At 60.7% G+C, this 13,915-nt stretch carries 11 protein-coding genes; 3 read left to right on the top strand and 8 right to left on the bottom strand.

Translation table 11 applies throughout. The features are described from left to right. The first annotated feature begins 21 nt into the window (after positions 1-21). The gene (locus ACILSO_RS15375; RefSeq protein WP_395738314.1) at positions 22-708 is read left to right on the top strand and encodes a recombinase family protein; all 687 of its coding nucleotides are present in this window, start codon (positions 22-24) and stop codon (positions 706-708) included. Between the two features lie 209 nt (positions 709-917). Beyond that, the gene (locus ACILSO_RS15380; protein ID WP_184208840.1) at positions 918-1,523 is read left to right on the top strand and encodes a hypothetical protein; all 606 of its coding nucleotides are present in this window, start codon (positions 918-920) and stop codon (positions 1,521-1,523) included. A 250-nt stretch (positions 1,524-1,773) separates the two neighbouring features. Here ACILSO_RS15380 and ACILSO_RS15385 read toward each other — a convergent pair whose 3' ends face one another. From ACILSO_RS15385 to ACILSO_RS15415, 7 genes are all read right to left on the bottom strand, one after another. Then, positions 1,774-2,589: a LuxR C-terminal-related transcriptional regulator gene (locus ACILSO_RS15385; protein WP_395738315.1), complete on the bottom strand. Its 816-nt coding sequence runs from the start codon at positions 2,587-2,589 to the stop codon at positions 1,774-1,776. A gap of 327 nt (positions 2,590-2,916) precedes the next feature. Continuing rightward, a complete protein-coding gene (locus tag ACILSO_RS15390) occupies positions 2,917-4,935 on the bottom strand; it encodes a dynamin family protein (protein WP_395738316.1) in 2,019 nt (672 codons plus the stop codon). Between the two features lie 24 nt (positions 4,936-4,959). Beyond that, the gene (locus ACILSO_RS15395) at positions 4,960-6,450 is read right to left on the bottom strand and encodes a hypothetical protein (RefSeq protein WP_395738317.1); all 1,491 of its coding nucleotides are present in this window, start codon (positions 6,448-6,450) and stop codon (positions 4,960-4,962) included. Next, positions 6,447-8,912 carry a dynamin family protein gene (locus ACILSO_RS15400; RefSeq protein ID WP_395738318.1) on the bottom strand — a complete coding sequence of 822 codons (2,466 nt, stop codon included), beginning with the start codon at positions 8,910-8,912 and terminating at the stop codon, positions 6,447-6,449. The genes ACILSO_RS15395 and ACILSO_RS15400 overlap by 4 nt, the downstream gene beginning before the upstream one ends. 40 nt (positions 8,913-8,952) lie before the next feature. Further along, positions 8,953-9,177 carry a hypothetical protein gene (locus ACILSO_RS15405; RefSeq protein ID WP_395738319.1) on the bottom strand — a complete coding sequence of 75 codons (225 nt, stop codon included), beginning with the start codon at positions 9,175-9,177 and terminating at the stop codon, positions 8,953-8,955. Positions 9,178-9,244: 67 nt separating this feature from the next. Further along, positions 9,245-11,146, bottom strand: coding sequence for a protein kinase domain-containing protein (locus tag ACILSO_RS15410; RefSeq protein WP_395738320.1), 1,902 nt, complete (start codon positions 11,144-11,146; stop codon positions 9,245-9,247). Between the two features lie 8 nt (positions 11,147-11,154). Beyond that, the gene (locus tag ACILSO_RS15415; protein WP_395738321.1) at positions 11,155-11,871 is read right to left on the bottom strand and encodes an RNA polymerase sigma factor; all 717 of its coding nucleotides are present in this window, start codon (positions 11,869-11,871) and stop codon (positions 11,155-11,157) included. A 327-nt stretch (positions 11,872-12,198) separates the two neighbouring features. Here ACILSO_RS15415 and ACILSO_RS15420 point away from each other — a divergent pair, with 327 nt between their 5' ends. After that, positions 12,199-12,762, top strand: a complete 564-nt coding sequence (locus ACILSO_RS15420) for a hypothetical protein (protein WP_395738322.1) — start codon at positions 12,199-12,201, stop codon at positions 12,760-12,762. 21 nt (positions 12,763-12,783) lie between these two features. On the opposite strand, the gene ACILSO_RS15425 is transcribed toward ACILSO_RS15420, so the two are convergent. Then, complete coding sequence (locus ACILSO_RS15425) at positions 12,784-13,806, bottom strand: alpha/beta fold hydrolase (RefSeq protein ID WP_395738323.1); 1,023 nt, start codon at positions 13,804-13,806, stop codon at positions 12,784-12,786. Positions 13,807-13,915: the final 109 nt, after the last annotated feature.

Below are 13,915 nucleotides of genomic sequence, written 5' to 3' on the forward strand. Positions count from 1 at the left end.
TTCAAAAATAACACTTTCCTTTTGTGTTCACACATATACGAGCATATATGTGTGAACATGGATGGCAAATTTGTAGCTTATTACCGCGTTTCGACAGCGAAACAGGGCCAGAGCGGCCTTGGACTAGAAGCCCAAAAGGCAGCCGTTGAAAGCTACCTGAACGGCGGCAAGTGGAACCTCGTTGGCGAGTTCGTGGAAGTGGAGAGCGGCAAGCGCAAGAACCGCCCGCAGCTAAACGCCGCCCTCGCTCTATGCAAGAAGCAGAAAGCAACGCTCATCATTGCCAAGCTGGACAGACTGGCCCGCAATCTCCACTTCATTTCCGGCCTGATGGAGTCCCGGATTGAGTTCTTGGCAGTGGACAACCCGACCGCTAACCGCCTCACGGTGCAAATTCTCGCCGCCGTCGCAGAAGAGGAAGCACGTGCCATCTCCTCCCGCACCAAAGCCGCTCTCGCCAGTGCCAAGGCAAGAGGCGTGGTCTTGGGCAAACACGGTGCGAAGCTGGGCAAGGCCAATCACGAGCAAGCTGTGAAGACAGCACACAACTTGGAGGCCACGATTGAAGCCCTCAAATCCGAAGGCATCACCGCCGTTCGTGAAGTTGCCACTGCGTTGAATGCTCGTGGCATTGCCACCCCGCAAGGCAAGCAATGGCACAGCACATCAGTTCACCGCCTTTTGAAGCGTCTCGACAATGCCACCTAAAAAGCCTTCCTTTCGCACATGTGTTCAAGCCCCCTTGTTGCAACCGGTGCTCACTTGCCGGGAAGCCTGATCTGCCACTAGTCAGAGCGTCCTTTTTTGCGGCGCATACATGCTTTGAATCGAGGGGGGCACCGTGCTATCCTCTCCGTGCCTTGGTTTGGCTTTGCGTATGGTAGTTCCGGGCATTGAACATCGCCTGATGCCCCACCATGCCCAAGCCCGTTTACATTCCCAAGAATCCTGCCAAAAAGCCCGGCAGACCCACGCTTTTGAACCCCACTAGGCAAGCCGCGCTTCTGGAGGCGATTGAACAGGGAATGCCGCTCAAGCAAGCTGCCGCAGTCGCGGGCATGTCATACGACACGCTCAATCATTGGCAAAAGCGGGGAGAGAATGAAAGTGCCCCGCCTGAATATTGCCAGTTTTACCAGCAACTTCGGCAATCTCAAGCCGTCGCCATGCAGGTGCATGTTTCATCCATCTGTGACGCGGCAAAGCGCGACTGGCGGGCCGCAGCATGGATGCTGGAACGACGGTTCCCGGAAGACTTCGCCAGACAGCAACACCATGAACATGCCGTGTCAGATGCGAAGCCTTGGATGCCTGACCCCGACGTAACGCCTGAGGTTTTGATTCGGATGAAGAGACAGCGGGGGATTGCCGAACTGCTCAAGAAGCTGGGCAGCATCATTCTGGAAAAGAAGCGCCAGCGGGAAGAAGATGCCAAGGCCGAAAGAGAAGCCGTTACGCTGCAAACGCCGCTCGTTTTGAACACAAAGCAGACGAAGCCCAAGCGTGCTCCCTTGCGCGAGTGAGTGAGCAAGTCACAAAACGGTTGCAGTGTCACACCGAAGCGGCACACTGATTCACGATGTCACGGGCCTAAGCCCTTGATTTCCAAGGAAAAGACGGCGTTTGGGTATTCTCCCACCCTCTCCGCCAGCGAATCCCGTGAACCAGAACGACTCCTCCACGGGCAAGTGCACAACGCGACCAACGGGTGAGCACGCCAGAGAGCTGGCCTCCACAGTCTGTGACAAGGCCCCCGTTTGAAAACACGCAGGCCTACGCAGGGGAACCGCCGGCATCGCTCGCGGGTTGTCCGGGATTGGGCAGGATCGTCGCAGGGTCCAGCAGCAGGCGGGCCTGGGCTGCCGCCGCGCTGCGCGTTTCCACTCGCAGCTTCGCGAAAAGGTTCTCCATATGCTTGGCGATGGTGCCAGGCTTCGTGCCGAGAATGGTGGCGATCTCGCCGTTCCTCTTCCCTTCCACCACCCAGCGCAGCACCTCGCACTCGCGCTGGGTCAGGCCATGTTTCCTCCAGGAGCGGAAATCCATCTCGGATGCGCCGCGCAGACTGGTGAAAAGCTGCGCATTTTCAAAGGCGCGCACAAAATGCGGCTGCAGCATCTGCATGAGCTTCTTCTCCTCCGAAGTGAAACCCGTGTCCCGGTTCACCGCAATGCCGAGGATGTGGCCCGGCACAGGCAGGATGATGCCGAGCTGGTCCCGCACACCAAAGTGGCGCACCACCTCCTGATAAAGTCCGGTGCGCTCGAACTGCCGGCGGGTCAGAAAGTCACTGATCGTAAAGACGGTGGAGTCTCCGCCGGCGCTCAGGTAGGCGATGCCCGGATGTTCATGGCAGTGCGCCTGCCAGCGCCGCATGAACTCCTCCCGGGTAAAAGGAATGGCGCCGTCGATAACGTTCAGCGCCTCCCCGGTGGCCAGGTCGATCTGGTCAAACGAAACGCAGGTGGCCGGCAGCAGCTCACGGATCACCCCCATGACGTGCATGGGAAAGTCTGCCACGTCCTTCACCGCATGCAGCCGGTGCAGAACATCAAGCAGGCGTGAAAGCGAAACGGGAAGATCTGCCATGATTAAGAATGACTACGGATGCCGCGCACAAACACGCGTGTAGGATTAAAACAGGAAATTCACAACGCCCCCGGGCCAAGTTTCTGCCTAAAAAAGGCGCGGCGATCAAATGGAGCCTCTTGCGCCGTCACCCCCCCTGCCGCCCTGAATCGCGCACGAAAGACGCTCCCCTCAGGGCAGATTGGCGCCCGCGCTGCCGACGGCGCGCAGGCGCCCCCTTCGCCCTCAGCGAACAAAGTGGTGCGGAACCAGGAGAGCCTCCTCAACTGGAGAACCCTCCGCATTCAAGCGACCCGCCACGGCGCTGGGTTCCACCGGCCCGCCGCGTCAGATACCCGAGCAGATGGTCTCAAGCTTGCGCAGTTCCCCAGCAGCAGCGGACCGGATGCTTTCCAGCTCAGCCGTCCTCGCCACCGCATCGATTTCGCCCCGTTTGTGCTCGTCGATGGCAGCCGCCAGGTTCTTCTCAATTTGCGCCACCTCCGCGTTCATGTTGGCGGTGACCTGATGGCGCAGATCCTCAAAGAACTTTTGCAGTTTCGCCTTCGCCTCAGCGGTCTGCGCGGGCGTGGGGATGGAGAGCAGCGCACGCTGCAGCTGGTCGGCCAGATCCTCCTTCGCGTTGTTCACGATCCTGGCCTTTCGCCACATTGCAAAGATCGCCGAGAAAAACACCGTGCCGCCCAGGGTCAGCATGGCAGCCTTCGTATGCAGCATGATTTCAATCAGCAGGGACCCCAGGATCAGCGCAAGGTTCAGCTCGATCTTCAGATCTCCCACGCCCACTCCGTCCACTTTGGTTTTGCTCAGGATCGTGTCTTCCAGCCAGCGGTCGATCAGCTGGTGCACCTGCACTGGCTCGGATGTCTCCGTGCCCAGGATTTGGTCAATTTCATGCAGCGCCTGCCGGTAAAGCTGGGCCTCTTTTTCGAGGTAGGCCCGGAGCTTCTGGCTTTCATCCCGCATGGTGATGCTCACAGAGTCGCGCTCCCATGCGTCCCGCTCTCTGGCGATCAGCGCCCGCAGCTGCGGCTCGATCTGCCGCTCCATCTTCTTGGCCAGCTTGTTTTCCTCATCCGCTGTTCTGTCCTGCAGCACCTTCCACGTCAGCGAGCCATCGGTCAGCTCAGACATGTTGAGCTTCTCCACCTCCGCACGTGTGTCGATGGCTGCGAGCTGCATGCGCAGCGAGTCCACGATCTTGCCGTGAATCACATCCACCCGCGTGGTCAGGTATTCGCTGATATGTCGTATGATGCCGCGCATGCGCTCCAGTCGCGGCTCGATTTCAACACGCGCGCGCTCCAGCTGCTCCAGCCCCTGCCGCAGCAGCGCCAGTTCGCGGTCAATCGTCTCCTGCACGGAGTCCACATAGTTTTGTCCATCGGCCAGCACCGCCGCGTTTCTGACGGCCACACGGTCATGGGTCAGGAAGCGTTCCAGTGCCTGCTCCAGGGCAGGAATTCCGGACGCCATCAGCTTGGCCATGTCCACCGGCCGCGTTTCGCGGGCTTCCAGCGCGTTCAGGGCGCTGATGCGGAAGAAGCGCTGCTCAAATCGGTCCCTGCCGCCTGCCGAGGTGAACTCCGCAAGCTTCTCACGAAACCGCGCGGTGACCTTGCCCAGCTTCTCGGCATCTCCACGCGCCATGCGCTCCGCCACATCCCACTTGTTCGCCACAAAGAAGATGTCCGTCTTTCCCTGGCGGGTGATCCAGCGCAGGTGCTCCAGGTCCGGCTCCGTCACGGGCTGCCCGCTGTCCAGAAGATAAACGATGGCGTCTGCCTTGCCCACAAAGTCCCGCGCTCGCTCCGTCCGCGCACGGTCATCCTCCGTCCCGGGAGAATCCACCAGCTCGATCCGGTTGCGCACCAGTTCGAGCGGACAGAACACATTCGCATAATCCACATGGCTGAACCGGTCGGAGGCTTTTCTGGCCTTCTCCGTGTCCGAGAGTCCCGCATCGTTCGCGATCTCATCCACGCTCAAAACATAGTTCTCCTTGAACTGCGCGATGGACATCGTTTCCGGCTGGCGTCCATCCACGAAATGTACTACCACCTTGGGTGTCTCGGCAAAGCGGATCGCAGTCACCACCGCCGTGCTGGGAATGATCTCCTGCGGCAGCACATCCAGTCCCATCATGGCGTTCAGCAGCGTGGACTTGCCCCGGTTGAAGCTTCCCACCACCAGAAGCGTGAACATGTCCGCCTCCACCTGGGATGCCCGGGCCAGGATTTTCGGCGCGATTTCATCCAAGGCAGGCAGCCGGGCGACAACTTCGCCGAGGTTTCGGAGCGTGGTTGCAATAGACTGATTGAGCGCTTCGGCGCTTTGGTAGTTCATGGTTTGGATGGGGAGGGGAAACAATTAGGACTCAAGGTCACGGATCATTTTCTGGCATTGGGCCTGGACGCCCATCTGCGTGAGGGACAGGTGCAGGCGCAGCGCTTCCAGGACTTCGTTGGTGAAGGCGCTATAGTTCAGCACCTGCACTTCAGGGCTCCTGGCCGCCACGGCCGCCGGCGCTCCATGACTCTGTTTCACGAACGCTCTGCCGAAGATTCCTCCGAGGGCAAAACCAGCCACCCCGCCAATCATCAGGCCGAGGCTCTGCGCCAGCTGCTGTCCCAGCGGCACGAAGGATGCCAGTGCGTAAAAGGCGAATCCAGTCACAAGCATGAATGCAATGCGGATCATGAAGGGATGCAGCAGCAGGCAGCCGGCTGTCTCTCCACCCGCCCCCTTGGCAGCTGTCACACGCACGTCCAGCTGGCTGACAGACCGTTCCACCAGGCTGCTTAACAACGCGCTGGCTCCGGGCCGGAGCTTCTCGAAATAGTCCAGCCTGTCCCTCGCCTTGCTCACAGACAGCAGGATCGCAGGCGGCACATTCCCCAGGGAATTGTGGTGCGTCCATTCGCGCACAAACGCTATGACATGCTGCCGCGCTGCCGCTGCGGTTGCTGGCTGCCCCTGGTCCTGCCCGAGCTGGCTTTCCAGCCGCTCCCTCACCTCTGTCAGTGAGCGTTCAAATCCAGCCAGGAGTTCTGCCTGCTCCGCTTCCGTCACCGTCGCCAGCGGCCGTTCTCCGCGGCTGCCCACCTCTTGGACGATGTCATTGAGAACGGTCAGCACCGCGGCCCGCTGGGCCTTGTCGAGGGCTGCATTGGCCGCCCCCTCGGAAATCTCCACGACGGCGGCGGGTGTTTTGACCACCAGATGATGATCCACACTCCCGTCCATCAGCCATGCATGGGCCCCCGCCCAGCGTTCTGTGCCAAATCCTTGGGACTCCATCTGGCTTTTGGCGCGCTGGAGTATTTTGGCAAGGTCGTCTGCGCTCGCGGTCTCCCCGGGCAGCACCACGGCCAGCACACGCCCCGCTCCGGCGAGCTTGGCCGCGGAACGCAGAGTGAGCTGTTCCTGCTGGGGCAGCAGCTGCCCGAACCTGCTGACTGCCACCACCTGCGGAATCCAGCCCAGGGCCATGATTTTGCTTTCGAGCTTTGGCGCTATCGGCCCTGCTTTGCCTGTCACAATCAGTCGATGCTTGGCAGGCAGCTTGTTGGAGACAAAGGTCGGCCAGTCATCCGGCATCGTTCCCTTTTTCAAGGCTTCGGCGGCGATGACGAGCGGTCCCTGCCCGGCCTGCTTCAGAGCCTGCAAGGCCTTCTCTCCCAGCCAGTGCTCAATCAGCATGCCCAGCCCGCCTTCCACGTCTCCCACCATCAGCGTCTGCTCACGGGTCACCTCCTTGACGCCCTGCCGGCTTAATTCCTCGACGATCCCTTCGCGCGTTTTTGCAAGGTCGGCGATCGAGCGCAGTTGGTTCCAGTCGATGGGCGCAGGGGGTGTCATGGCAGCGGCGGCGGCTTGGAGGATGGGGGAAGCGGCGGAGGGAGTGGCGCACCAGACACCAAACGGGCAGGTGAACTATGAGGGGCAAGGTTGGATGCGGGTTGCGCATTGGGCAATGCCGGAGGTCCATTTCTTGATGCCGCCTCATCTTTTTTTTGATCTCCACTTCCTTTGCCCGGCTCAGGCGGCCCCTTTTTGGCCTCCGGAGGTATTTCCTGCCGCTTGCGCGCTGGCAGGGATTTCTGCACAGCGGCAAGCGCGGCGTCCAGGCATTCCAGGTTCAATTCTGCTTCCGACAGCCGCTCCCCGCGCGCGGTGCGTTCTGTCAGCACCCGTTGCGCATCCCCATGTCTCGAAGATCCACGCTCTGTAAACGAGAGCTGCGCTCCATCCCGCAGCCTCTGTTCACGCGCTTTGATCGCGATCAGCTCCTGCTTTGAAGACGCCCCATCCAGAAAGACGCTGACCTTGTGGTGCCAGCCATGCGAGATGATCGTTTTGACGGACTGCGCCCAGTGGGCATGAATTTTTTCCCTCAGCGCCACGATCGCCCCGTTCCAGACATGCCGGAACTGCCGGTTGAAATGCTGCATGTAAGTTTCGCGGTAGGCTTTCCCCCCAAAAGTACGGTTCCAAAAACCCGCCTCCTCATGGGTGAATGAAAACGAAACCTCGAACCAGCCTCGCTTGAGACGCTCCGGCGTGGGCATCCCGTGCTTGGAAGCCAGTTCCTGCAGAATGTTGTTCGTCGCCTCCGCCGCATTATCGAAGGCTTCTTTCAGCTTCGCCTTCCCCCGCCGCGCCGCCACCATGGGCAGATCTTTGAGCGGCCTGCCCTCCAGGTCATGATGCAGCACCATCAGCAGGTGACTGTTGGAGACGTTCTCCACCGCCCCGTCCAGCACCGTTTTCCGGGCCTCCGCCTCAGTCTCAAACCTCCTCAGCCACAGCTCGGCCTCCCTCACCCGTTCGCTGTGTACCGCAGCCTGGGCATCCGCCTCGGTCCGGTGGCCGGCCATCGCAGGTCGCACCTCTTCCTGGATGGTGTTCAGCAGAGCCTGCAGCCTGCGGATGCGTGCTTTGTAGGTCGCGCCGCGGATCGTCTCGCTGGTGCTCAAATCCGCGATCAGTTTGGACAATCCCGCAAACCCATCGCAGGTCTCCCCGGGGTTGTCCTGGGCCTCGCGTGCATCGACTTCAAAGAAGGGCGGCATGTCGGCATCATGCTGTTTCATCAGCATGAGGTTTTCAGGAAAGCGCTCGCTCAGCAGCCGCGCCGCGCGTGCACGCACGTTGCCCCGGTCCTTCTCCCCCAGCTCTCCCATGAAATTGATCACGGGGATCAGCTGCACATACGGGTGCTGCTTCACGAGCTTCTCCGTCAGCGCCAGTTCCGAATCCCGCAGCAGCCGCGCTGCATGGCACACCCAGACCACCACGTCGGCATGCCGGAAGGCTTTCAATGTCCTCTCGATCTGCTCGACTCTTCCTTCTCCTGAACCAGGATCGAAGGAACCCGGCGCATCCGCGAGTGAGACGCCGTTTCGCAACAGCGGACAATCAATCCCGATGACCACCTCCGCGATGTCTGACCGCGTCAGACCCTGCTCATCCAGCGTGGTGAACTCCTTCAGATCCGCCACATCAATGCCCACCTCCGTGCCATCGGCCAGCCTCACCGTCACCGTGTGTTCCGCCGCCTGGACCAGCCGTGTGATCTGGCCCGTGCTCGGCACCACGTCCTCATGCAGCAGGGACCTCCCCACCAGGGCATTGAGCAGGGAGGATTTGCCCACGGAAAATTCTCCAAAGAGCACCACTTCCAGAGTGTCCGCGTCGAGCTTGCGCAGTTCCTCAAGAACCTCCGCTGCATGCTCGGACCGGCCGGCATTTTTCAGGCACTCCAGCAGATCCTTCTCCAATGGCGGCCCCTTCCACCACAGCGCCACTTCCTTGCCCGCCTTCACACTGATCTCAGCGCTTTGTTTCGCGAGCGTCTGCAGCAGTTTTTTGGATTTGACCCTGGCCTGCGCCGCCAGCTCCGCCCCCTTGACCTTGGCTTGGGCAGCAAGTTCCGCCCCCTTGGCTTTGACGATCGGCGTCCACTCTTCAGCCAGCGCCTTGCCTTTTTCCTGGGTGGCTGCAGCAGCCGTCCCCAGCTGCTGCAGCGTCCATTTGCTGGCCTCCAGCGCCTTCTGTCCCACCACCTTGCCGTTCTCCTTGACCACCGGCAGCCAGCGCGCCGCCGCATCCTTCGCCAGCGCCAGCACCTTGGAGGCCTTCCCGGGCAGGCGCCGGTACTCCACCACCTCCAGTTTCAGACTGGCTGCTGGCGGCGCCTCGGCGGGCACGAGCTCCAGGCTGAGCGTAGCGGGCGCTTCGGCTGGCACCACCTCGGGCGGCTTCACCTCCACAGCACCTGGAGCGGGCGGCGTGTCGTTCTGAGGAGTGGAGTCGTCCATGAGAGAGTGTGGGTTCAATGGGGTCGTGAGGTGCGGCCGGTCAGCCCGCACGCTTCCAGCGCTCGATGCCTTCCTCGATCGATTTGCCGCCGTTCTTCAAGCCATCGGAGGCCAGTCTTGCCGCTGCATTCATCATGTGATGCTGCCTGCAGTAACTGCCGATGATGCCATGCCCTGTGGCGGTGACAATGCTGCCCACCACGCGTGCTGCGCCGTAGGCGATTTTTCCTGCTGCTGCGAGTTTCTCTTTTGTTTGTTCGTCCATAGTAGTTGTTACTGGGTTCATGGAGGACCTCGTCAGGCGGCTGGAAAGGTTGCACACAAAAAGGAATTTATTTTTGGGCGGCAGGTTTTTCGGATGCCCGCGTGCTGTCCAGTTCGAGCACACAGCGGAACATCAGGCCGTCTTCGGTGGTTTCAGATGCCGGGGCTTTTTCATAAATCTCGGAGTAGCGGCGGGTGGTCGGGAGTGCGAGGTCGCTCCAAATGATCGCACGGTCTCCTTTCATAAAATCGGCGCGTCGCAAATGCCGGAAGAGCACCCCTTTGATCTCGCTCGGCGCGTCTCCGCACCACTCAGACCGGTTGTCGTTCAGTTCGTCGATCCCGGTGGAATTCTTCACTTGGACGGTGCTGAGATGAACACCGTCATAAATGGCGTCCACCTCGCTTTTGTTTCTCGTCAGCACTTCATCCACATTCATGTGTCCCGATGGAGCGACGGCCGCCGTCCATTCGTCCGCCAGCGGCAGCCGGTAATGCCGGTGCTCACGCTCGGACAACCAGTCACAAAACTCCTGGCCGTCCTGGAAATTGGCCCTCGTCACCGGGCGGTGCTCGCCCTTCAGGGTCGTGACCGCCTTGGCCCAGCCGCGCTTCCCCGCTTGCAGCGGATCGGCCGTGAAGACTCCGAATGCCGCCCGCTCTGTCGGGCGCACGGCGATCAGAATTCTTCTACCAGGCACGGGCACAAACTCCATGCCAAGGCTGTTGACAAACGGCCGTGAGGCGGTGGCATTTTCGGGCGTCACCGGCAGGCTCAGACGCCAGCCCCAGGCAAGTCCCAGCACGCCCATGATCACCAGCCTCTCCCTCCACGCCACCAGCCGCAGCTGGGTGGCGCCGCCAATGAGCAGGCCAAACAGGCAGTTCTCCCAGCCCAGGCTTTTCACCGCAATAAAGACCCCCGCTGCCATGGCCAGATAACGATAAGGAAGAGAAAATGCAGTCCGCGGCGCCGCAGTTTCGGGCTTCAGCGGAGGTGGCACCGGAGGCGGTGGAGGTGGGACGCTGCTCCCAGGGCCTTCGGTCTTCGCGCTCGTGTTGACGGGCGGCCGTTTCGTCGGCGTTTGCGGCAGCGGTGGCGGACGGCTGGTGCTGCGCACGCCCTTCAGCACCGCCGCCAGGTCATCCATGGTTTGAAATCTTTCTTCCGGCAGCTGCCGGGTGGCTTTCAAGATCGCATCCACCAGGCCACGCGCCAGCTTGGTGCTGGACTCAGGCTCAAGGCTCATTTTTTCCGTGAACATTTCGCAGAGAGTCACTCCCAGTGAATAGATGTCCGCCCGATGATCCACTGGCAGCCTGCATCCTTGCTCAGGTGCCTTGTAGCCCGGCGAACCTGCAACCGTTTGTCCGGAACTCTCTTCCGGAACGGACGCAATCCCAAAATCAATCACCTTCACCTGGTGTTCCGACGTGATGATGATGTTGGCAGGCTTGATGTCCCGGTGCGTGATCTTGACCCGGTGCACCGCAGCCAGCGCCTCGCACACCGCGATGCCGATGCCGAGTTTTTGATCGTCGGAAAGCGATGCCATCACCTTCGAGAGCGGTTTTCCCTCCACCTTCTCCATCGCAAAATAAGGCACCCCCAGGACCTGGCCCACTTCGGTGAATCTGACAATGTTAGGCTTGTCGCGCAGCCCATAGATGGCCCGCGCCTCCACCACAAAGCGCTCCACATCCTCCGCCGTGCGGTATTTGGGCGCAGGCAGCTTGATCACCATCCATTGCGTCAAAATCTTGTGGTAGGCTTCAAACACGCATGACATGCCCCCGCCTTCCATCGGCCGCACCTGGTCATACTTGTCCTTCAGCGCTTCTGCCAGCACCCCGGCCGTGATCTCGATCTCCGACAACGGTGTCGGTCCTTTCTGCCTCGCCGCACGAAACAGTTGTCCGGCATCGACTCCTTTCAGATCAAAGGTGGCGGCATCCTCTTGCTCGTTCATTTGAGATCTTAATAGGGAGTTTCCAGGCAGTCGATTTCGGCATCAATTTCAGACTCCGTCGGCTCCACCAGGGTGTCCGCCACCAGCGACCGCAGGGTTTTGCCAATGGCTTCACGCAGCCGGAAGACGGCCTGCTTCATCTCCTCGGCATCCATCCCTATCCTGGCCGCGACGTCCTTCTGCAGCGCGGTGTTTTGTTTGAACACACAATCGAGAATTTCAGCAAAGTCCTGCGCGCTCATCCCTTTGCTCAGGCGCTTTTCCCTCTCCGCTTGGACAGCCGCCTTCAGCATCGTCAGCCGCCACTGATTGTGGAACTCCTTGTCAGCCGTCTGCGTGTGGGATGGCTCGATTTTCTCCCGGTCTCCGGTTTCCATGGAATCCAGCGAGTCGGTCTGGTCCCTCCTGCCTCGATGGATCGAGCGCAGGTAATCCAGGTAATGGTACCTCAGTCTGCCCAGCAGCACAGCGCGAAGGGACACCCCTGGCTCCAGCGCCGCGGCAAAGGCCTCCTGGTGCAGGATTTTCACAAAAAACGACTGCCTCAGATCCTCCACGGCGTGAGGATCTGCCACATGCGTTCGCAGCCAGGCTAAAACGGGCGGCTCATACAATCGGCACAGCTCATCCAGCGCGTCCAATGACTTCGGGTCCGCTGCATTCAAGGACCTTTTCAGCAGCGTGATCCTCGTGTCGGGAAAGCGGTGAGGATTTTCAGGGGGCATTTCGGACGATCTAGCCAGAACAGCCCCGGGGATCAAGTCTTAAGAGCACACCCTGAATCACACCTCAGGTCCACCCATCGCGACCTGCGCATCCCGAGATCATCGCCAGACCAAAAACAGTCTCTTCCTCTCCGAGCCGAATCTGCGTGCCACCCTTCACCATAACCCTCTGGCCGTTAACATCTTACACGCTCACCCTCACGAACGAAGCAAGTTCTAGAAAGACGATAAAAGTCAGGATCTTTCACACGCCCGTTCCCTGGCATCGCCTCAGAAACCTACATCCACCTCCCCAAGCCGCTGCGAAAAATCAAGAGTATGAACTTCATGGCCACACTTCTGAGCGAGCAGCTCAAGCAACAGCAGGACGGCATCGCCGAAGCCATCGCCCAGCCGCTTTGGCAGAAAGCGGCTGCCTTCGCCGCCAGCGTCCACGCCTCTGAAGTCGCGAGCGGAGAAACACCCCCTTCCCTTGCCAAGGCTACGCGCGTTGCCCTGACCATTGCCTCCCGCTATCACTGCCCCGAGCCCCCCGTGCTCGCCACCGCGCTCCTGCACAACGTCATGGATAAATCCGAGGTTTCCTTCGACGAGCTTTGCGAGCACTTCGGCCGCCAGATTGCCACCCGCGTCGAGCGTCTGAGCCATGAGACCGAGCAGGACACCGAACTCCATCTCAAACGGCTGCACTCCTGCGACTGGCAGACACGTCTCATCAAGCTGGCAGATGCCGCCGACACCCTTGATCACGACGAAGTCGCTTTGGAAGACCGCATCACGCGCACCACCCAGGTGCTTGAGCTGGCTTTCAGCGAGGAGGAGCCCGTCCAGCGCGCTCAGCGTCACATCACCGAGCTGCTGGAAAACGTTCGCCTGAACTCCGCAGGCTGAGCCAGGTCGGCTCCCTCCTCGTCATCGCGCCGCCCTCGCAGACACCCGGTCATTGAGCCAGGAGCAGGTCTTGTCGAGCATCACCCTCCGCACCATTCGGTCATTCAGCATGTCATGATTCGCCTCGGGATCAGGGTGCCACCACAGCTCCTTGTCCTCCGAGTGAAACATTTCCCACAGCCGCCCGGGGCTGCGTCTGCACATGTACAGCGTCGCATCGCTGCGGCCATACTGCAGCAGCACGGGGATGTTCACCTTGCCCGGCAGATTTCGAGCCTGCTTCCCGGCGTCCATGCACGCGAGCACGTAGCGCAAGGTCATCCCCTTGCACAGCCTGTCGCAGGATCTCTCCCACGCGGCTTCATCCTCCACATTGGACACCAGGTTCCGGCCGATCAGTTCAAACACCGCCGGCCCTGTGACCCGGCTTTGGTTGAAGGTCACCGCCTCCGCCAGCGTGACCGCCGGACGTGCAAACCACGGGGGATAAGCCAGCACAAAGGCAGGCGCGTAAAGCACCAGCGCATCAGGTCCACGCCCCTCGCTAGAAACAGCCGCGCTCAGTGCCAGAATTCCACCCAGGCTGTGCCCCATGTAGGCCATGTGCAGGCTGCGTTTTCCGCGGGCATGATCCGCAAACTCATTCACATCCTCCACCCACCTCTTCCACCGGTGGTAGTCACCCCGCTCCGGGCAGTCCATGTCCCGCCCCTGTCCGCGCAGGTCGCACGAATACACCTCATATCCCCGGGCCGAGAGGTGCCTGCCCAGCTGTCCCCAGTCGTCTGAAGCCTCATCCATGCCGGGAACGGCAATCACCAGTCCCTTGGGCCGCATGCCCTTGGGCGGAAGCCATTGGCAGTAGGGCACCTCCACCCCGTCCGAAGCCCGCCATTTGTAGAGCGGCTCTTCACTCAGCGGCGGCCCTTCGCACATCTTTTTCTGAAACCTCCCGCCACCGTTCAGGCAGGAGGCGGCGAGCAGCGGCAGCAGCACAGCACCTGCTCCTCTCAGCCAGCCACGGAAAGTAAATGGAACCTTCATGCACCCAAATCGGACCTCCGGCGCGCCGAGGACGCATCACTTCCGCATGCCCCACCCCCTAAACATTCATTCAAATTGCACATTCCCAACCCCGCCAGTTCGAATGCTT

Origin of the sequence: Prosthecobacter sp. (assembly GCF_044226605.1) — a bacterium.
GTDB lineage: Bacteria > Verrucomicrobiota > Verrucomicrobiia > Verrucomicrobiales > Verrucomicrobiaceae > Prosthecobacter.